General features: G+C 65.0%; 21 protein-coding genes and 1 pseudogene. 10 read left to right on the forward strand and 12 right to left on the reverse strand.

Annotated elements, in window-relative coordinates; genetic code table 11:
* The 3 genes and pseudogenes from GGD65_RS05265 (at nt 1) to GGD65_RS05275 (ending at nt 3,465) form a co-directional block, all read left to right on the forward strand.
* Nucleotides 1-1,197, forward strand: a complete 1,197-nt coding sequence (locus GGD65_RS05265; protein ID WP_183234577.1) for a CaiB/BaiF CoA-transferase family protein — start codon at nt 1-3, stop codon at nt 1,195-1,197.
* 42 nt (nt 1,198-1,239) lie between these two features.
* Nucleotides 1,240-2,225: pseudogene (locus GGD65_RS05270) on the forward strand (Bug family tripartite tricarboxylate transporter substrate binding protein).
* Nucleotides 2,226-2,244: 19 nt separating this feature from the next.
* The gene (locus GGD65_RS05275) at nt 2,245-3,465 is read left to right on the forward strand and encodes an ABC transporter substrate-binding protein (protein ID WP_183234578.1); all 1,221 of its coding nucleotides are present in this window, start codon (nt 2,245-2,247) and stop codon (nt 3,463-3,465) included.
* 32 nt (nt 3,466-3,497) lie between these two features.
* Here GGD65_RS05275 and GGD65_RS05280 read toward each other — a convergent pair whose 3' ends face one another.
* Entirely contained in the window at nt 3,498-3,764 is a 267-nt protein-coding gene (locus GGD65_RS05280; RefSeq protein ID WP_018320664.1) for a hypothetical protein, read from the reverse strand.
* A 237-nt stretch (nt 3,765-4,001) separates the two neighbouring features.
* Here GGD65_RS05280 and GGD65_RS05285 point away from each other — a divergent pair, with 237 nt between their 5' ends.
* Nucleotides 4,002-4,331 carry a hypothetical protein gene (locus GGD65_RS05285; RefSeq protein WP_183234579.1) on the forward strand — a complete coding sequence of 110 codons (330 nt, stop codon included), beginning with the start codon at nt 4,002-4,004 and terminating at the stop codon, nt 4,329-4,331.
* 189 nt (nt 4,332-4,520) lie between these two features.
* Here GGD65_RS05285 and GGD65_RS05290 read toward each other — a convergent pair whose 3' ends face one another.
* Nucleotides 4,521-5,012, reverse strand: a complete 492-nt coding sequence (locus GGD65_RS05290; protein ID WP_177237297.1) for an SRPBCC family protein — start codon at nt 5,010-5,012, stop codon at nt 4,521-4,523.
* Nucleotides 5,012-5,401: a helix-turn-helix transcriptional regulator gene (locus GGD65_RS05295; protein ID WP_183234580.1), complete on the reverse strand. Its 390-nt coding sequence runs from the start codon at nt 5,399-5,401 to the stop codon at nt 5,012-5,014. Before GGD65_RS05295 ends, GGD65_RS05290 begins: the two co-directional genes overlap by 1 nt.
* 372 nt (nt 5,402-5,773) lie before the next feature.
* Here GGD65_RS05295 and GGD65_RS05300 point away from each other — a divergent pair, with 372 nt between their 5' ends.
* The gene (locus tag GGD65_RS05300) at nt 5,774-6,835 is read left to right on the forward strand and encodes a serine hydrolase (protein WP_183234581.1); all 1,062 of its coding nucleotides are present in this window, start codon (nt 5,774-5,776) and stop codon (nt 6,833-6,835) included.
* A gap of 63 nt (nt 6,836-6,898) precedes the next feature.
* On the opposite strand, the gene GGD65_RS05305 is transcribed toward GGD65_RS05300, so the two are convergent.
* Nucleotides 6,899-7,723, reverse strand: coding sequence for an outer membrane protein (locus GGD65_RS05305; RefSeq protein ID WP_183234582.1), 825 nt, complete (start codon nt 7,721-7,723; stop codon nt 6,899-6,901).
* A 275-nt stretch (nt 7,724-7,998) separates the two neighbouring features.
* A complete protein-coding gene (locus GGD65_RS05310; RefSeq protein ID WP_179738479.1) occupies nt 7,999-8,703 on the reverse strand; it encodes an SDR family oxidoreductase in 705 nt (234 codons plus the stop codon).
* Between the two features lie 101 nt (nt 8,704-8,804).
* Here GGD65_RS05310 and GGD65_RS05315 point away from each other — a divergent pair, with 101 nt between their 5' ends.
* Nucleotides 8,805-9,659: a GNAT family N-acetyltransferase gene (locus GGD65_RS05315; protein WP_183234583.1), complete on the forward strand. Its 855-nt coding sequence runs from the start codon at nt 8,805-8,807 to the stop codon at nt 9,657-9,659.
* A gap of 3 nt (nt 9,660-9,662) precedes the next feature.
* Here GGD65_RS05315 and GGD65_RS05320 read toward each other — a convergent pair whose 3' ends face one another.
* Nucleotides 9,663-10,121 (reverse strand): hypothetical protein, encoded by a 459-nt coding sequence (locus GGD65_RS05320; RefSeq protein WP_177237281.1) that lies wholly within the window; start codon nt 10,119-10,121, stop codon nt 9,663-9,665.
* A gap of 284 nt (nt 10,122-10,405) precedes the next feature.
* Here GGD65_RS05320 and GGD65_RS05325 point away from each other — a divergent pair, with 284 nt between their 5' ends.
* Entirely contained in the window at nt 10,406-10,687 is a 282-nt protein-coding gene (locus tag GGD65_RS05325) for a hypothetical protein (RefSeq protein ID WP_183234584.1), read from the forward strand.
* A 56-nt stretch (nt 10,688-10,743) separates the two neighbouring features.
* Here the strand turns inward: GGD65_RS05325 and GGD65_RS05330 are convergent, their stop codons facing one another.
* From GGD65_RS05330 to GGD65_RS05355, 6 genes are all read right to left on the reverse strand, one after another.
* Nucleotides 10,744-11,037: a hypothetical protein gene (locus GGD65_RS05330; protein ID WP_183234585.1), complete on the reverse strand. Its 294-nt coding sequence runs from the start codon at nt 11,035-11,037 to the stop codon at nt 10,744-10,746.
* Between the two features lie 12 nt (nt 11,038-11,049).
* A complete protein-coding gene (locus GGD65_RS05335; RefSeq protein WP_283813652.1) occupies nt 11,050-11,490 on the reverse strand; it encodes a curlin in 441 nt (146 codons plus the stop codon).
* A gap of 63 nt (nt 11,491-11,553) precedes the next feature.
* A complete protein-coding gene (locus tag GGD65_RS05340; RefSeq protein ID WP_183234587.1) occupies nt 11,554-11,964 on the reverse strand; it encodes a curlin in 411 nt (136 codons plus the stop codon).
* A 26-nt stretch (nt 11,965-11,990) separates the two neighbouring features.
* Nucleotides 11,991-12,383 (reverse strand): curlin, encoded by a 393-nt coding sequence (locus tag GGD65_RS05345; RefSeq protein WP_183234588.1) that lies wholly within the window; start codon nt 12,381-12,383, stop codon nt 11,991-11,993.
* A gap of 122 nt (nt 12,384-12,505) precedes the next feature.
* Entirely contained in the window at nt 12,506-12,907 is a 402-nt protein-coding gene (locus tag GGD65_RS05350; RefSeq protein WP_026202398.1) for a hypothetical protein, read from the reverse strand.
* 178 nt (nt 12,908-13,085) lie between these two features.
* On the reverse strand, nt 13,086-13,733 hold the full coding sequence (locus GGD65_RS05355) for a response regulator transcription factor (RefSeq protein WP_018320676.1): 648 nt from the start codon (nt 13,731-13,733) through the stop codon (nt 13,086-13,088).
* 593 nt (nt 13,734-14,326) lie between these two features.
* On the opposite strand from GGD65_RS05355, the gene GGD65_RS05360 reads away from it, so the two are divergent.
* Genes GGD65_RS05360 through GGD65_RS05370 form a run of 3 tightly spaced genes read left to right on the forward strand, consistent with a single transcriptional unit; the run spans nt 14,327 to nt 17,693 of the window.
* Nucleotides 14,327-15,751, forward strand: a complete 1,425-nt coding sequence (locus GGD65_RS05360; protein WP_183234589.1) for an efflux RND transporter periplasmic adaptor subunit — start codon at nt 14,327-14,329, stop codon at nt 15,749-15,751.
* Nucleotides 15,748-16,473: an ABC transporter ATP-binding protein gene (locus GGD65_RS05365; protein WP_183234590.1), complete on the forward strand. Its 726-nt coding sequence runs from the start codon at nt 15,748-15,750 to the stop codon at nt 16,471-16,473. The genes GGD65_RS05360 and GGD65_RS05365 overlap by 4 nt, the downstream gene beginning before the upstream one ends.
* On the forward strand, nt 16,470-17,693 hold the full coding sequence (locus GGD65_RS05370; RefSeq protein ID WP_018320679.1) for an ABC transporter permease: 1,224 nt from the start codon (nt 16,470-16,472) through the stop codon (nt 17,691-17,693). Before GGD65_RS05365 ends, GGD65_RS05370 begins: the two co-directional genes overlap by 4 nt.
* Nucleotides 17,694-17,718: the final 25 nt, after the last annotated feature.

Here is a 17,718-nt window from a genome sequence, read left to right on the forward strand (position 1 = left end):
ATGGCTGGACCGCTCGAAGGACTTAAGGTTCTCGACATCGCGACGATCATTGCAGCGCCCTTCGCCGCCACGCTGCTGGCCGACTACGGCGCCGAGGTGCTCAAGATCGAGATGCCCGGAAACGGTGACGGCGTAAGGTCGTTTCCGCCGTTCAAGGACGGCAAGCCGCTATGGTGGAAGGCCGCCAACCGCAACAAGAAGTTCGCCACGCTCGATCTGCGCACTGGGGAAGGACTTGCGCTGTTCAAGCAGTTGCTTCCGCGCTTCGACGTGCTGATCGAGAATTTCCGTCCGGGAACGCTCGACCGATGGGGTTTGCCTAAGGAGGTGCTGTGGTCGATCCAGCCGCGCCTCGTGATCCTGCGCGCCACCGCATTCGGGCAGGATGGACCTTATCGCGAGCGACCTGGCTTCGCCCGTATCTTCGAGGCCATGGGCGGGCTCACCTACATCACGGGCGAGAGCGATGGCGAGCCGACCCATCCGGGATACCCGATCGGGGATTCGATCGGCGGCCTGTTCGGCGCCGTCGGCGTGCTCGCGGCGCTGTGGAAACGGGCGCGCGATCCCGATGCGCCCGGCGAGGAGATCGATCTTTCGCTGACTGAGGCGACCTTCCGCCTGCTCGACGTCCTCGCCATCGAGCACGATCAGCTCGGCACCGTTCGCAGCCGGATCGGCAATTCCAACGGCTATTCGGCGCCGGCCGCCGTGTTTTGCACCAGCGACGATCATTGGGTGACGCTCGCAGGCTCGACCAACGCGCTGTTTGCGGCGAACTGCCGGGCGATCGAGCGGCCCGATCTGATCACCGATCCGCGCTTTGCCAGCAACGACCGGCGCGTCAGGCACGCCGCCGAGCTCAACGACATCTTCGCCGGCTGGTGTGCCACCCATCCCCTTGAGGAGGTCCTCGCGCGATTCAATGCCGCGCAGGGAACGCTCGCTCCGATCTATTCGATCGACCAGATCGCCGACGACCCGCAAGTGAAGGCGCGCGAGGTGATCACCCGCGTTGCCGACAAGGATTTCGGCACGGTCGCCATGACCAATGTCGTGCCGCGCTTCACCAATGACCCCGCGCGCTTGCGTCACGCCGCCGGCGACGTCGGCGAGGACAATGACGAGGTGTTTCGCAATTGGCTCGGCCTTTCGGACCAGGAGATCGAAAGGCTCACCGCGCGAAAGGTGATCTGAAATTAACAAGAAGACCAACAACAAAAAGGGAGGAAGACAACAGTGACATCATTCACGGTCACACGCCGAACCCTGCTGGGCACGCTTGCAGGCGGGCTCGCCGCCGGCTCAGGCCTGACGGCACAGGCCGAGGACGCATGGCCCTCGCGCATGGTGCGGCTGATCTCGCCCTACGGGCCCGGCGGCTCCAACGACATCTCCCTGCGCCTACTGGCCGAAGAGTTCGGCCGCAGTCTCCGTCAGCAGTTCATCGTCGAGAACAAGCCGGGTGCCGGCACCCGCATCGCCAACGACATGGTCGCCCATGCCCCGGGCGACGGCTACACCCTTCTCTATGTCGCGGCCCCCTACGCGACCGCCGAGGCGCTGTTCGGCAAGCTGACCTACGACCGCAAGGACTGCAGCCGGTCGCGATGGTCGTGGTCGCGCCGCTGTTTCTCATCATCAGCGCCGATGCGCCGTTCAAGACGCTCCCCGAACTGATCGCCTACGGCAAATCGAAACCGGACGGGCTGACCTTCGCGTCTCCGGGCGCCGGCTCGCAGCCGCACCTCGCCGGAGAGCTGCTGTTTCGCGACGCCGGCGTCAAGGGCCTGAATATTCCGTTCCGGGGCGATGCCGCCTCCTACACCGAGCTGCTCGCCGGCCGCGTCGATGCCACGCTGACGGCGCTGCCGACCGCCCTGCCCTACATCCAGAGCGGCAAGTTCACCGTGCTCGGCGTCGCATCGGCCGAGCGCAGCGCGCTCTACCCGCAGGCGCTCACCCTGCGCGAGCAGGGTTTTCCCAACGTGGCTGCCGCCGGCTGGTACGGTTTCATGGCGCCCGCCACGACGCCGCGCGCGATCGTCGACAAGCTCCAGGCCGAAGTCCTGCGCGCACTCGCCGAACCCGGGATCAAGGACAAGCTGACCGCCCAGGGCCTCGAAGTGCGCGCCGGCACTGCGGCCGAGTTCGGCCAGTTCATCGACGCCGAGAGGGAGAAATGGACCAAGCTGATCCGCGACGCCGGTCTCAAGGGCGAATGACCATCGGGAAGGACCGGACATGACAGGCACTCTGCTCAAACACATCGCGGCCTCCGCACTGCTCCTCTCGCTGTCGGGCGCGGCAGCGCAGGCGCAGAAGAAATACGATGCCGGCGCGTCCGACACAGCGATCAAGGTCGGTCAGACCGTCCCGCTCAGCGGCCCGGCTTCGGCCTATGCCGTGATCGCCAAGACCCAGGCCGCCTATATGAAGATGATCAACGACCAGGGCGGCGTGAACGGCCGCAAGGTCGAGCTGATCCAGTATGACGATGCCTATTCGCCGCCGAAAACCGTGGAGCAGACCCGCAGGCTGGTCGAAAGCGACGAGGTGCTGCTGACGTTCCAGATCATCGGCACCGCGCCGAACGTCGCCGTGCAGAAATATCTCAACGCCAAGAAAATCCCTCAGCTGTTTGCCGCGACCGGCGCCGCGCGCTTCACCGATCCCAAGAACTTTCCCTGGACCATGGGATTCAACCCCTCCTACCTGGTCGAAGGCCGCATCTACGCGCAATATTTGCTGAAGAACCACCCGAACGCGAAGATCGGCGTGCTCTACCAGAACGACGACCTCGGCAAGGATTATCTCGCCGGCCTCAAGGCCGGCCTCGGCGACAAGGCGAAGATGATCGTGGCCGAGACATCCTACGAGATCACCGAGCCGACGATCGACTCGCAGATCCTGCGGCTGAAGGATGCCGGCGCCGACGTGCTGTTCAGCGCCACCACGCCGAAACAGGCGGCGCAGGCGATCAAGAAGGTCGCCGAGATCGGCTGGAAGCCGCTGCACATCATCGACATCAACGCCTCCTCGCTCAGCGCCGTGCTGAAGCCGGCGGGGCTGGACAATTCCAAGGGCGTCGTCAGCGTCGGTTACGTCAAGGATGCCGCCGATCCCGAATGGAAGGACGATCCCGGCATGAAGCGCTACCTCGCCTTCATGGCAAAATACTATCCCGACGGCGACAAGGATTCGAACCTGAACGTCTATGGGTACATCACCGCGCAGCTGCTGGTTCAGGTGCTGAAGCAATGCGGCGACGACCTCACTCGCGACAACGTGATGCGGCAGGCCGCCAGCCTCAAGAACGTCGAACTCGACCTGACGCTGCCGGGGATCTCGGTCACGACCACGCCGACCGACTATCGCGTCAACAAGCAGTTCCAGATGGTGCAGTTCGATGGCCACCGCTGGCAGAAGCTCGGCGACATCGTGACGGACGAAGCGAAAGAGTGAGGCGGTGAGAGACGTAATTCCGGTGCCGGCGCTCATTGTCCTCCCGCGAGGCGGCCGCCGCTGCGGATGACATCGTCGCGTTGATCGACATGGCGCTGATATTCGGAGATCGCGCGATTGGCCATCCGGATCCGGTTCGTGTGCCCCTCCTCGACCATCATGGTGATGCGCTGCGCCAGAAACACGCAGGCCGCGAACTCATCGCCGATGGCGCCCGTCCGCGTGAGAAAGTTCCAGGCGATCTCATAGGCCTGCTCGGCGGCGGGGTTGCGGTAGTCGCTGAAGATAATGTGCGTCATCACCGGCAAAGCCGCAGGGCAGCGATCGTTCCTGTGGTCCCTTCCGACGTCCCCCAATCATGGGCTGCATTGAGTCCCCGATGGTGTTCCGGTCCCCGGAACGAAATGCACTTCCGCTGGCAGACACGTTTCGACGCTGGGTCGCAGGCCTCCAGTTCGATGCACCCGCAACGCCTCGCGTAGGAACGGTTGGCCGCGCGCGTGATTGGTCCGGCATGAACCTCAGGGAGACACAACATGCGTAAGACAATGCTGACGATCTTCACAGCTGCAATGCTCGCCGGCGCTTCCGTCGGCGCAGCATTCGCTCAAGGTGCCGGTGGCGGCGCAGGCGGCGGAGCTGGTGCCGGTGCGGGAGCCGGTGGCGCGGGGGCCGGTGGTGCGGGCGCAGGTGCTGGTGCAGGCGGTAGCGGCGCTGCCGGAGGAAGCGGAAGCGCTGGAGACGGTTCCGGCGGCGGCAGTGGTGACACCACCCATACGCAACGCGGCGGACAGGGCGCGTCCAGCGCTCCAGGCATGCGCAACGAGACCACCCCACCGACGGGCGGCACCGCACCGCGGCGCTAGCGCATGATCCGGAAAAGTGTGCGGCGGTTTTTCGAAGAGACCATGCTCAAACGATAAATAGAGCGCGATGACGATTCATCCTGATCTCATCGCGCTTCAGTCGCCTCGTTGATCGCCCTCTTCGGAAACCGATCCTTCGAGATGTACGAAAGCGGTCCCCGCGAATCCTTCGCCGGGACCGCTTTGTCTTCACCGCTTCATGCCCGCCACATAGGCCGCGAGCTTGTCGAGAGTCTGGTAGCCGTATTCGACGGCGCCGAAGCCGATCATGCCATCGCGCTGCGCGCTGCTCGAGGCCAGCTGGCGCATCATCAGCACGGTCTTGCCATTGCTCTGCTCGGCAAAGGTGACGGTGAAGCGGAACATGCCGGGATCCTCGTCCTGGTCGACGCCGTGGTCCATCTCCATCAGCTGCGGCCGCTCGATGCGGCGGAAGCGCATGCGGTTCGGATAGACCGTGCCGTCGGGGCCGATCATGTTGAAACGCCAGACGCCGCCGACGCGTACGTCGATCTCGAAGGTCTCGACCTTGAATCCCTTCGGCCCGAACCATTGCGGCAGATGCTTCGGGTCGGACCACGCCTCGAACACCAGATCGCGCGGCGCGTCGATCACGCGCGACATCACGATCTCACGGTCGAGCGACCATTGCGACAGAGCGGGATTGGCAGAATTCGTCATCACTCAGAACCTTTCCGTTTGGTTGTTCGGGACGGCCGCTTGGCAGCCGCCCGCTCCTTCTCTTTCTTGAGCTTCATCACGTAGGCTTCGAACCGGTCGAGCCGAGCCTCCCAGATTGCGCGCTGCTGCTGGAACCAGTCCTCCGCACCGAGCAGCGCATCCGGGCTGAGACGGCAAGTGCGCACGCGGCCGGATTTCTCCGACAGCACGAGCCCGCTCGTCTCCAGCACATGGATGTGTTTCATGAAGCTCGGCAGCGCCATGGCGAAAGGATCGGCGAGCTCCCCGACGGAGGCCTCGCCGGCGCACAGCCGCATCACGATCGCCCGTCTGGTGGGATCGGCGAGCGCTGCGAAAACCTGGTCGAGGCGGTGCGATTGGTTAGCCATGAAGCTAACTATAGGCGACCCGCGCATCGGCGTCAACAATTGTTAGCCCATCGGCTCAGTTTTGTAGCCCGGATGGAGCGCAGCGCAATCCGGGATCGTGCCACGAACGACACCCGCCCCGGATTTTCGCTGCGCTCCATCCGGGCTACGGGACTGCGAGCCTCGCGATACGGAACCCACAACGCGCAATTGTGAATTGGGCCGCCGGGCGCTTCCCGCTAAATGAGACCGGGGGCACCATTGCATCGTTCGTCAGGGCACGTGCCGCCTTTTGTCACATCATCATCGTTCACCAGGCGGGCGCTCGCCCGGGCCGCGCTTGTTCCCCTCGCGATCGCGCTTTCCCCGCGCCGCGCCTCCGCGGATTCCGACATGATCGCGCAGATGCGCGACATCGTCGCAAACGAGCTGGCGCCGACCGTAGCGCCGGGCCATGCGGGCGGCCTCGCCGCCGCCCTCTATGCCGGACGGCATGTCGAATTCTTCGACTACGGTCTTGCCGATGACGCCACCAAGCGGAAGGTGACGCCGGACACGCTGTTCAACCTCGCGTCTTTAAGAAAGCCGTTCGAGGCGACGCTGGTCGCACTCGGCACGCTCCGCGGCGAGCTGCGGCTCGATGACCGCGTCCCTAAATATCTTCCCGAGCTCGACGGCGATTACATCCGCCGCGTCAGCGTCGGCGATCTCGTCACGCACACCTCGGGGCTGTTGCTGCCGACCGACCATCCGCCCTGGCCGAACGATCAGTTCACGCGCGAGCAGTTCATCGCCATGCTGAACGCCTTCGCGCCGGCGTCCGGCGTCGCACCCGGCCGCCAGCGCATCTACACCCATGCCGGCTACGTGCTGCTTCAGCTCGTGCTCGAGCGCTGCTACGGCATGCCGATCGGCGCGCTGATCCAGCACCGCATTCTCCGCCCCCTCGCCATGGACGCCAGCTTCATCCCCGAGCGCGGCGCGGACAATCGCGCCGTCATGGACGGGGCCTGGATGCGGCGCGTGGTCCAGGGCTATTCCGACCAGGGCACGGCGATCGGCCCAATCGGCGACCAGCAGAGCTATTTTGATTTTCCCGGCACCGGCCAGATGTTCTCTTCCGCCCGGGATCTTGCCACCTTCGCGGCAGCCTGCGTCGACGGCCGGACGATCGATCCACAATTGCGCGAGGCGCTGCGGATGACGCAGCGTGAGGTCTTTCGCATCGACGACAAGTTCGGACAGGGCATGGCCTGGGAGACCGTGCGTCTGCCTGATGTCACCGTCATCGACAAGCCCGGCGGCCTCAACAATGCGTCCGGCTATATCGGCCTCGTTCCGTCACGGCGGATCGCCATCGTCCTGCTTGCCAACCGCGGCGAATATCCGCACGAGATCGCGCGCTACAAGATCCTGCCCGCGCTGGCGCATCTGCTGCCATCGCACGCAGGCTGAGCTTCAAGAGCAGAAAGCCCCGGCCAGGCCGGGGCTTTCCACGCCAGGATCGGAACGGGATGCTCAGTATCTGGCGACGACCGGTCCGCCGAACTTGTAGTTCACGCCGACGCGCACGATGTTCGACTTGAGATCCACCGAATGGGTGAAGGTCTGGGCCGGCAACGGCACACCGACGTTGAAATTGTTGCTGGTCATGCTGCTGCGGCCAAGATCGACGTAAAGATATTCGGCCTTCAGCGACCAGCCGTTGCCCACGGCGTACTCACCGCCGACGCCTGCTGTCCAGCCGACGCGGGTGTCGCGGATCGCTCCGGACTCGGTCGCGCCAGCAAAGGTGTCGGTGAAGCTGAAATTGCCCTTTACCTCGGCGATGGCGGCGCCGCCGGTGGCGTAAATCAGCCAGCTCGGCGTCGCGAGGAAGCCGATGCGGCCGCGAATGGTGGCGAGCCAATCGGCCGAGACCGACGAATTGACGGTGAAGGTGGTCGGCGCGCAGCAGGGATACACGGCCGTGCTGCTCGCGCTGCCCTTGAAGCCGAAATAGTTGATGTCACCCTCGAGGCCGAGCACGGCGTTGTTGACCTGCCAGTTGTAGCCGGCGGTGAAGCCGCCGGTCACACCGGAGCTGTTGATGTGCTGGGCGCCGACCGTCCCGATGGCGGTCACGCTCGAATCCGCGAAATAGGCCGCCACCGGAAACAGCGTGGTGGTGGCGGGGTTCGCGCTGCCCCACTGCCCGCCGACATTGCCGCCGACGTAGAAGCCGGTCCAGTTATAGACTGGCGCCATCACCGGCGCCTTGGTGTAATGCGCCGCGAGGTCGGCTGCCTGAACGGATGCGGTACCCAAGACAACAGAAGCGATCGCCAGCAAAAACTTGTTCATTCCAGTCTCCTTGCCCCACGCGATTGACCTCGCGTTTCGAATGCGCGCAGGTAAAAGGCAACCGGCGCAGTTAGGGCATAGGGCGGGCGCCGCTGCTCGTCTTGGGCTGCGGCGCAGTTCGCAAGGACTGTGACGTAGTGTGCGCCTCAGATCGTGCGAACAGATGACGAGTGTGACCGAGGAGCCACGCCTCATCCATCATCAGCGGCGCGCGACGCACCGCCCGTGTCGCGTCACGACAAGGCCGCCAAAGGCGCGATTCGAGACCGTGCGCTTCAGACCGAGCGCGTCAGCCCGCCATCGACGCGGATGTTCTGGCCGGTGATGTAGGCCGCGCCGTCGGAGGCCAGGAACGAGACCGTCGCGGCGATCTCCTCGACCTTGCCGTAGCGCTTCATCGGCACACTGTCGCGGCGCGCATCCAGCTGCGGCAGGCTGTCGATCCAGCCCGGCAGGACGTTGTTCATGCGGATGTTGTCGGCCGCATGGGTATCGGTGAAGATCTTGGTGAAGGCGGCAAGGCCCGCGCGGAACACCGCCGAGGTCGGGAACATCGCGCTGGGCTCGAACGCCCAGGCGGTCGAGATGTTGATGATGGCACCACCCTTCTGCGCCTGCATGATCGGCGTCACCAGCCGCGTCGGGCGGATCACGTTCAAGAGATACGTGTCGAGGCCGGTGTGCCACTGCTCGTCGGTGATCTCCGTGATCGGCGCACGCGGCCCGTGCCCGGCGCTGTTGACGAGCACGTCGATGCGTCCCCACTTCGCCATGGCGCCCTCGACGAGGCGCTTCAGATCGTCATTCTCCTTGTTGGAGCCGGTGACGCCGAGCCCGCCGAGCTCGGCCGCCAGCGCCTCGCCCTTGCCGGAGGACGACAGGATCGCGACGCGAAACCCGTCCGCCGCCAGCCGCCGCGCAGCCCCTGCCCCCATGCCGCTGCCGCCGGCGGTAACGAGCGCAACTTTCTCTGCTGCCATGACCGATCATCCCTTCAGTTGAGGCGAGCCGCAGGCTCGGCCTATCATGAGGCCTTCTACAGCCAGACCTGTCGGCAGGTCCATGGTCGAAGGCATCCGTCATGAGCAACCCGAGAAGTGATTTGCTGATCCGCAATCTGCGCCCCAAGGAGATCTCCCTCGCCATCGACTGGGCCGCGGCCGAGGGCTGGAATCCGGGCCATCGGGATGCCGCCTGCTTTGCGGTTCCCGACGCGCAAGGTTTCTTCGTCGGCGAGATCGATGGCGAGCCGGTGGCGACCGTCTCCTGCGTCAATTACGATGACCGCTTCGCCTTCCTCGGCTTCTACATCGTGCGCGATAGCTTTCGTGGCGCGGGCCATGGCCTGCGCATCTGGAATGCGGCGATCGCGCATGCGGGCGCGCGCGTGATCGGGCTCGACGGCGTCGTGGCGCAGCAGGACAATTACAGGAAGTCCGGTTTCCAGCTGGCCTACGCCAACATCCGCTATGGCGGCATCGTCGCCGCGCGCTCGAGGGCGCCCACTGAGGTCGTTGCGCTCGACACGATTCCGTTTGCGCTCGTGGAAGCCGACGATGCCACCGTCTTCCCGGCCCGGCGCAGCGCATTCCTTCGCGCCTGGATCGATACATCAGGCCATGTCGGCCGCGCCCTCGTGCGCGACGGCAAGCTCGCCGCATGGGGCGTGATCCGGCCCTGCCGGACCGGCTGCAAGATCGGTCCGCTCGTCGCCGACGACCGCGCGGCGGCGGAGGCGATCGTGCAGGCTTTGCTTGCGAGCGCCGATGTCGGCGAAATCTTCCTCGACGTCCCAGCCGTCAATCGCGAGGCGATCGCGCTTGCGGAAGCACTCGGGCTCAAGCCGGTGTTCGAGACGGCGCGGATGTACACGGGAGCGATCCCGCCGCTGCGCATCGACCGCGTCTTCGGCGTGACCAGCTTCGAGCTGGGCTAAAACTCAGTAGCAGCGCGTGATGTTGACGGTGTGCTCGCTGCCGCCGCGGCCGGGCACCGTCACCTGCTCGGTCGGGCAGCTCGGCACATAGGGCCGGTCGGACGGCACGACGTTCGGCGGGAAGCGATGCGACCAGTCCCAGGGGACATCATAGGTGTAGGTGTAGCGCACGTCGGTGGAGACCGGCTGCCCGGCATCGCCGAAGGGCTGGCTGTAGCCGGCGCCGTCGTAGAAGAACCCGCCGCCGCCCGGCCAGTAGACGAACGGGTTATTGCGCCGGTGGAACCGGGCTCCCGGCCCCATCGGGGCACGCGCCATCGCGCCGGAAGGCGCAGCGGTCACCCCATGCGGCGCGGCGCCGCCGGGTCTGGCAAAACTGTCGCTGGGGCTAAGGAGCAGCGCGGCTGCGCTGAGCGAGGCGAATAGCGCCCCAAGTGATCTGCCATGGGATCTGGACATCATGATACGCACCAACTCGTTTGGCTTAAGCGATAGCTCCCCGCAGCTAGGCTAGGCCCGCCCGTCGCCCGCCCGCAAACGTATAATTAATTATTGGTTAAGACACGGGATTAACCGGGGAACAGGTGCGGCAAGACGCCCGGGATTCCCGGTTGATTTCAGGCACTTCGTTCCGCGGCCCGCGCTTCATAACCAGTTGATCGGAGTTGATCGCTCCCGCCGAACGCATACCGGAACGCTCCCGCAGTGCAACCGTTGGCCCCCGACACAAGCAAGGAGCATCTCCAATGCAGAACAAGTCAAAACTCCTCTGCCTGATCACGGCATCACTCGTCGCCGGCACTGCGGCTGCCTCGGCGCAGGGCTACGATTGGAACGGATCGCGCATGGGCTGGGACCGCACCGCCCCCGCCTACGAACCGGTCCAGCCGCGCGCGTTTTATCCTGATGTCGGGGGGCCCTATGGTGCGCTCAACGGCACCAACCATCCGACCCCGAGCTCGACGCAGGGCGACGTCGGCCCTGACGGCAACAACAACGGCACGTTGACCGGCGGCTATCGCTGGTAAGGTCCACACTCACGGCGAGGCCCGCCGTTCTTTCGCGGACGGTGGGCCTTCGTGCGTCAGCGGCCCTGCTGCTTGCGCAGCCAGTCGAGCATGTCCTGTATGTTTTCCCGCGCGTTGCCGGTGCCCTGTGTCACGATCGCGGTGTTACCGCCGCTGCGCCGGTACACCGTCGTGCGCCCCGGCTCCTTCTCGATCTTGACCTCGGCCTGCGCGGGATCGCCGCTCTGCGTGATCACCGAGGTGCCGTTCTCGTCCTGGACCACTGTGGTGTGACCGTCGGCAGCGCCGGCCGGCGCCATCGCGATCACGCTCATGAGTCCTATTCCGGATGCGAGCAGGAGCAATCTCATGTCACACCTCCATCATCGGCTGAACTGAAAGATCGCCAGCCAGTTGAAACGCCCGAACTGCCTCACCGCTCCCGTATTCATGTCTCCGATCTGGAGCAGGAGCGCGTTGGTGGAATTGCCGATCTGGGTGATCTCGGCGGTGTTGCTCGCACCGGATTGACCGATGATCGCATTGGTGGTGCCGCCCACCTGGATCACATTGGCATAGTTGCGCGTGCCGTTCTGGATGATGGTCGCATCCACCGTCCCGGTGCCGCCGATCTGGATCACCCGCGCGATATTGATGCGGCTGTTCTCTTCGATCGTCACGGGCTGAACATCGTTGCCGAACTGCACGACGGTTTCGATGCTCACGTTCCGGTTCGTCACGCTGCGCTGGACCGACCCGGCGCACGCCTGCGTCGCCGTGCCGATGGCGGCAAGCGCCGCCGCCACGGCCAACGCGTGCCTCAAGATCTGTCCGCATCGCATCGCGCTTCCCCGTTCGTTCCTGGCACCGGCGCGTTCGCTCGCGCCTTACGGGCCGGTCTGCACGATCGTCGAGGCGTTGATCGTGCCGAATTGCGCCACCGTGCCCGCATTCATCGTGCCGAGCTGCGATATCAGGCTCGTCGCCGACTGGCCGGTCTGACCGACGAAGGCGAGATTGTTCGTTCCGGCCTGCCCGATCGATGCGGAATTCGTTCCGCCGAATTGCAGGACGCCCGTGGCATTGTTGGTGCCGGTCTGCGTCACTGTCGCGCTGGTGCTGCCGCCGATCATGAACACGCCGGCCATGTTGAGCTGGCTGTTCTGGTTCAGCACCACCGGCGGCCCGCCGACAGAGACGATGGTCTTGATGTCGGCGGTCTGGGCACCGGCTGATCCGGTGCCCACCGAGCACAGGGCGAGCAAGACGGCGCCCGCGCATCCCAAATGATGTTTCATGACATGCCTCGTCGCTTCGGGTCGGCTCACGGAGCCTGCTGGATAATCGTCGAGCCGTTCAGAATTCCGAGCTGTCCAACTCCAGCCATGTTGTTCGCACCGATCTGGCCGATCAGGCTCGAATTGGAGCCGCCGACCTGGCCGGCCAGCGCGGTGTTGGATGCCGTCGCGGTCGTGCCGCCCTGCCCGATCACCGAATTGTTGACGGTCAGGAGCGAGCCCGTCTGCAGGGTGGTCGCCGTATTGGTGGCGCCGAACTGCATCGTGGTCGCGTTGTTGCTGGTGCCGCCGCTCTGCGAAATGAACGAAGTGTTGGTCGTGCCGAATTGCAGCACGCTGGCGGTGTTGCCGGCGTTTGCGTCGGCGGCCGTCAGCGCACCGAGCGCCACGAAAGTTGCAATGAAATAGGTGATCCGCATGTCATTTCCTCCGCGACATTGGGCGGGCCATCGCAATTGATCGGCCGGCCGGATTGCGGTGCATTCGAGAATGGCGCGGACGCAACCGCAACTGGCTGCGTCCGGCCAAACGGGGCTGTGTGTCAGTGCGCCGTCTGCGAGACGGTGCTGCCGTTGACGCCGAACACGCTGAGCTGGCCGACGCCGGCGGAGTTGTTCTGCAGCGCGGGGGGCCCGAACGAGTTCTGGGTGATCGCGCTGGTGTTGTTGCCGAACGCCACCTGGCCGGTGGTCGCCGAGTTCTGCACGCCGACCTGGTTCACCGTGCTGCCGTTGTTGAGCGAGGCAGCGCCGGTGCCCTGCATCGTGGACGCAGTGTTCACGATGCCGAGCTGGCTGGTCGTCGAGCTGTCATTGGTGAGGCCGTTCTGCGTGACGGACGAGCCGTTCACGACGCCGACTTGCACCGTGGTCGAGGTGTTGGCGGCCTGCGCCGCGGAGGACAGGGCGAACAATGCAACGGAAGCAAAAAACAATTTACGCATGGAGTATCCCTTTCTGGCCAAGTTGTCTGAGTGAATTTGGATGCCGTCTTGGAGGAGGCCGACATCGTAGGGATACTGTGAACCGATCGTGGCCAGCGCGACAGACTGCAGTTCATGCTAATCGGTACGGACTAGACATTGCGCGAGATGTCGGCACGTCGAAGCGCCGAAATAGCTGCTATCCCGTGCCGGCGCGAATCGTCTCGGCTTCGCGCCCCATGCTGTCGATCAGCCGCACCACTTCGATCGGCGTGCGCAGCTCCAGCTTTCGCATCATCCTGGCGCGATGGACCTTCGCCGTCACTTCGCTCACGCCGAGCCTGGCCGCGATCTGCTTGGCAATCAGCCCTTCGGCCATCAGCAGCATGATCTCGCGCTCTCTCGCCGTCAGCGTCTCGACGCGCTGGCGGGCTTCACGCACCACATCCTCGCGTTCCAGCCGCCTGCGGTCGCGCTCGATGCCGTGCCTGATCGCATCGAGGATCTCCTGCTCGCGAAACGGTTTTGGCAGAAACTCGACCGCGCCGCGCTTCATGGCCTCGACCGAGACGCGGACGTCGGAATGGCCGCTGATGAAGACGATCGGAATGGGCACGCCCGTCTCGGCGAGTCGGCGCTGAAGCTCGAGGCCGGTCGGTGACGTCCCGGGAAAGCGGACGTCGAGCACGAGGCACGACGGCCCGGGCGAAATACTCTCCGCGAGAAACTCTTCCGTCGAGGCGAACAATTTTACCTGGTGTCCGGTCTCCTCGCAGAGATTTCCGATCGCGGTTCGAATCTGAATCTCGTCGTCAACGACATAAACGGTGGCTTGACCTGAATTCATTGCAGCAAACTCCCCGGCTTGTGACTCGATGGGCGAGCAACGAGCCGTCCATTCTTCTTGCAAGCTAACAAGGTGCTTGGATGAATCTGCGGGGATCGAACAATCAGTGTCCGTCCACCGGTTCGACGTCTTAGGGCCAATGCACGCCGGAAGCGAGTGAAGGCGTTCACACTTCGGGCTTCTTGATTGCAGGGATCTCGCCGCGCCACAGGCGGCATCACGGCGAGGCGCGCTATCGCGAATATGACGATCCGGTATCGTGGCCGCAGCGTCGCCAACTGCGTCATGGCATTGCTACCCATGTGCGGGCTTGAACGCCCGCCACCGGCACTTTGGCCGGATCATACGGGACGTTCAGTCAGCTTATCGAGTTCGATACCGCGCGCATCTTATCGATACGACGGGTATGCATTTCCGGCAAATCACGAAACGTCGCACCCGCGGACTTTACTTCTGGATCATGTTGCGCACCCGACCGTCGCCCCGACGAGAACGACATACTGACGATCGATACTACCTTAGATAATTTACAACCATAGCGTGCTTGCCATTTTTTCCCGCAACGAAGCCATTTCAACCAGGCGGGTTTTGATATGCGATTTGTGCCAGCAATTGCCTTGCTCGGAACTGCATGCGGCCTCGCTGCGATCTACGCCGCAGGGCCAGCCGCCATCGCCGGCGCCGGGAGCGCGGCAGACACGGCGGCGCACGCCTTGGAATCCACCAGGCGCCTGCTCGTGCCCGCCGGACGCGAAGCTCCGACATTCGGGTCCGAGTCGCCCGTGTTCCGCTACGCCTCGATTCAGCGCGGCAGCATCGAGCAGACCGTCACGGTCACTGGTGCCCTGCAGCCGGTGAAGACGATTGAGGTCGGTTCCCAGCTGTCCGGGCAGCTCGCCCGGGTCTATGTCGATTTCAACGACACCGTCAGCAAGGATCAGCCGCTCGCCTTGATCGATCCGCGCAGCTTTGCGGCCAAGGTCGACGAAGCCAAGGCCGCCCTTGCCGTCTCCAATTCGCTGGTCGACATCGCCCGAGCCAAGCTCGATCGCGCCCGGATCGATCTGCAAAACGCGAGGGGCAGCCGGGATGTGCTCGTCGCCAAGCTCGAAAGCGCGCAGGCGGTGAAGTCCTCGGCGCAGAAGACCTTGCAACGGAAACTGGCGCTGCAATCGCAAAACGTGGTGGCGACGACGGCGGTCGACGATGCGCAGACCGAGTTCACCGCACGCCTCGCCCAGGAGCGCGAGGCCGAGGTCCTGATGTCCCTCAACTCCTATTCGGTTGAGGGGGCACAGGCCGACGTCCGCCGGATCGAGGCGGAGTTGCAACAGGCGCGCATGGCCGTGCCGGAGAAGGCGGCCGTTCTCGCCGCGGCGCAGGCCGATCTCGACCGCACTGTGATCCGCTCCCCGATCGACGGCGTCGTCGTCGGCAGGTTCGTCAACGAGGGCCAGACGCTCGCGGTCGGACTGGAATCGCGCACCACCTTCGTGGTCGCCCACCGCCTCGAGGACATGGAGATTCACGCGCAGGTCGACGAAGCCGATATCGGCCGCATTGCGCCCGGCCAGCGCGCGCATTTCACCGTGGATGCCTACCCCGACCGCCGCTTCGAGGCGGTGGTGCGGCAGGTGCGCAAGGCGCCGCAGACCCAGCAGCACGTCGTCACCTACACCGTGGTCCTGGCAACCTCCAATCTCGACGGCGCGCTGCTCCCGGGAATGACGGCCCTGGTGAAGATCGTGATCGAGCGGCAGGACGACGTTCTGAAAGTGCCGCTCGCCGCACTGCGCTTCCAGCCCTCCGGCACGCGGCAGGATCCTGCTGCACGCAGCGGGGTGTGGGTGCGCACCGCGAGCGGCTCGCTCCAGCGCATCGCGGTGACGGTCGGCGCGGCCGGCACCGAGCAAGTCGCCCTCAAGAGCGGAGATCTCGACGAGGGCAGCCAGGTTGCCGTCGGCCAGGCCATCCGTCCCGCGGGCATGGAATTTCTCGGAATCAGGTTCGGATCATGACCGCCTCCCCGCCGCTCATCAGCCTCCAGTCGGTCGGCAGGACCTATCGCACCGACGGCGTGGCGGTCACAGCCGTCCGCAATGTCAGCTTCGACATCGCGCAAGGCGAGATCGTCGCCGTGATGGGTCCGTCCGGCTCCGGCAAGTCGACGCTGATGAACATGATCGGGCTGCTCGACCTGCCGAGCGAGGGCGCGGTCTATCTCGAAGGGGCCGATGTCGCCGATCTCTCGGAAGATCGCCGGTCGTCCTTGCGCGCCCGCAGCATCGGCTTCGTGTTCCAGTCCTACAATCTGCTCGCGCGTCACGATGCGATCGAGAACGTCGCGCTGCCGCTGGTCTATTGCGGCGTCGGCCGCTGGGAACGCCTGGCGCGCGCGGAAGCGAGCCTTCAGGCCGTCGGCATGCTGCACCGGGCCCATCATTTTCCGCGGCAGCTCTCCGGCGGCGAGCAGCAGCGCGTCGCGATCGCGCGCGCCCTGATCGCCTCCCCGCTGATCGTGCTTGCGGACGAGCCGACCGGCGCGCTCGACAGCCGCACCGGCGCCGAGATCCTGGCGCTGTTCGCCGCGCTCAACCGGACCGGCCAGACCATCGTGATGATCACGCACGATCCCGGCATCGCGGCGCAGTGCCGCCGCACGATCCACTTGCATGACGGCGAGCTCGTCGCTGACGAGACGCCGGCGCCGGCCCTGCCGAAACGGAGCGCTGCGCCATGACGATGCTCCAGGGATTCCAGATCGCCCTGCACGCCCTCAGGCTCAATCCGCTGCGCAGCTTCCTGACCATGCTCGGCATCGTGATCGGCGTCGCCTCCATCGTGACGGTGTTTGCGATCGGTTCCGGCGCGCAGCTGCGCCTGCAGGAACAGATCCGCTCGATCGGCGCCAACGTGCTGATGATCACCCCCGGCGCGGTCTACCAGGGCGGCGTGCGCCTCAAGGACGGCAGCAAGCTGACGATGACGGAGAGTGACGTGCAGGCCATCCTCGAGCAGATTCCGGAAGTCCAGGCCGCGGCCGGCTCGATTGCCGGAACGGCGCAAGTCATCCACGAGGGCAAGAACTGGAATACGACGATCAACGGCACGACGACGGGGCACTTCATGGTGCGCGACTGGCAACTCGCGACCGGCCGCTATTTTTCCGGCACCGAGGAGGCCGGAGCAGGCAAAGTCGTGATCCTCGGCAGCACGGTCGCGCGCGAGCTGTTCGCGCCGGGCGATGATCCCATCGGCGCACAGATCCGGATCATGAAGGTTCCGTTAGAGGTGGTCGGCGTTCTCGATCGCAAGGGACCCGCACAGGACGACGTCGCCTTCGTGCCGCTCGCCACCGCCAAGCTGCGCTTTCTCGGCAGTGCCAGCAACATCAACCGGGATTCGGTCGCCTACATCATCGCCAAGGTGGCCGGTGACGGACAGATGGCGGGGGCGCGATCGGAGATCGAGAACCTGCTGCGGCAGCGTCACCGTGTCCCCGCCGGCCAGGAAGACGATTTCAAGGTCCAGGATCCGGCCGCCGCCATGGAAGCGCAGCAGGGTGCGATCCGCACCGTCGCGCTCCTGCTCGTCGCCATCGCCTCGGTCTCGCTGCTCGTCGGCGGTATCAGCATCATGAATGTCATGATCGTGTCCGTCACCGAGCGCACGCGGGAGATCGGCATCCGCCGCGCGCTGGGCGGGCGGATGCGCGACATCCGTCTGCAGTTCCTCTGCGAGGCGCTCGTGCTCTGCCTGCTCGGCGGAGCCATCGGCGTCGCCGGCGGCGTCACGCTCTCGATGACGGTCGCCCGTATGGCAGGATGGGTCACCTCGATCGACGGGCAGGCGATCGGCCTTGCCCTCGCCTTCTCGATCGCGACCGGCCTCATCTTCGGTTTTTATCCCGCGCACAAGGCGTCCAAGCTCAGCCCGATCGAGGCGCTCAAGACGGAGTGACAACATGCTGGGAGTGGCCACATCA

Source organism: Bradyrhizobium sp. CIR18 (assembly GCF_014198295.1).
In the GTDB taxonomy this organism is placed as follows: domain Bacteria; phylum Pseudomonadota; class Alphaproteobacteria; order Rhizobiales; family Xanthobacteraceae; genus Bradyrhizobium.

Excerpts from the sequence above, each read along its gene's own strand:
- GGD65_RS05265 (WP_183234577.1), top strand. The coding sequence starts at position 1 with ATGGCTGGACCGCTCGAAGGACTTAAGGTTCTCGACATCGCGACGATC.
- GGD65_RS05275 (WP_183234578.1), top strand. The coding sequence starts at position 2,245 with ATGACAGGCACTCTGCTCAAACACATCGCGGCCTCCGCACTGCTCCTC.
- GGD65_RS05280 (WP_018320664.1), bottom strand. The coding sequence starts at position 3,764 with ATGACGCACATTATCTTCAGCGACTACCGCAACCCCGCCGCCGAGCAG.
- GGD65_RS05285 (WP_183234579.1), top strand. The coding sequence starts at position 4,002 with ATGCGTAAGACAATGCTGACGATCTTCACAGCTGCAATGCTCGCCGGC.
- GGD65_RS05290 (WP_177237297.1), bottom strand. The coding sequence starts at position 5,012 with ATGACGAATTCTGCCAATCCCGCTCTGTCGCAATGGTCGCTCGACCGT.
- GGD65_RS05295 (WP_183234580.1), bottom strand. The coding sequence starts at position 5,401 with ATGGCTAACCAATCGCACCGCCTCGACCAGGTTTTCGCAGCGCTCGCC.
- GGD65_RS05300 (WP_183234581.1), top strand. The coding sequence starts at position 5,774 with ATGATCGCGCAGATGCGCGACATCGTCGCAAACGAGCTGGCGCCGACC.
- GGD65_RS05305 (WP_183234582.1), bottom strand. The coding sequence starts at position 7,723 with ATGAACAAGTTTTTGCTGGCGATCGCTTCTGTTGTCTTGGGTACCGCA.
- GGD65_RS05310 (WP_179738479.1), bottom strand. The coding sequence starts at position 8,703 with ATGGCAGCAGAGAAAGTTGCGCTCGTTACCGCCGGCGGCAGCGGCATG.
- GGD65_RS05315 (WP_183234583.1), top strand. The coding sequence starts at position 8,805 with ATGAGCAACCCGAGAAGTGATTTGCTGATCCGCAATCTGCGCCCCAAG.
- GGD65_RS05320 (WP_177237281.1), bottom strand. The coding sequence starts at position 10,121 with ATGATGTCCAGATCCCATGGCAGATCACTTGGGGCGCTATTCGCCTCG.
- GGD65_RS05325 (WP_183234584.1), top strand. The coding sequence starts at position 10,406 with ATGCAGAACAAGTCAAAACTCCTCTGCCTGATCACGGCATCACTCGTC.
- GGD65_RS05330 (WP_183234585.1), bottom strand. The coding sequence starts at position 11,037 with ATGAGATTGCTCCTGCTCGCATCCGGAATAGGACTCATGAGCGTGATC.
- GGD65_RS05340 (WP_183234587.1), bottom strand. The coding sequence starts at position 11,964 with ATGAAACATCATTTGGGATGCGCGGGCGCCGTCTTGCTCGCCCTGTGC.
- GGD65_RS05345 (WP_183234588.1), bottom strand. The coding sequence starts at position 12,383 with ATGCGGATCACCTATTTCATTGCAACTTTCGTGGCGCTCGGTGCGCTG.
- GGD65_RS05350 (WP_026202398.1), bottom strand. The coding sequence starts at position 12,907 with ATGCGTAAATTGTTTTTTGCTTCCGTTGCATTGTTCGCCCTGTCCTCC.
- GGD65_RS05355 (WP_018320676.1), bottom strand. The coding sequence starts at position 13,733 with ATGAATTCAGGTCAAGCCACCGTTTATGTCGTTGACGACGAGATTCAG.
- GGD65_RS05360 (WP_183234589.1), top strand. The coding sequence starts at position 14,327 with ATGCGATTTGTGCCAGCAATTGCCTTGCTCGGAACTGCATGCGGCCTC.
- GGD65_RS05365 (WP_183234590.1), top strand. The coding sequence starts at position 15,748 with ATGACCGCCTCCCCGCCGCTCATCAGCCTCCAGTCGGTCGGCAGGACC.
- GGD65_RS05370 (WP_018320679.1), top strand. The coding sequence starts at position 16,470 with ATGACGATGCTCCAGGGATTCCAGATCGCCCTGCACGCCCTCAGGCTC.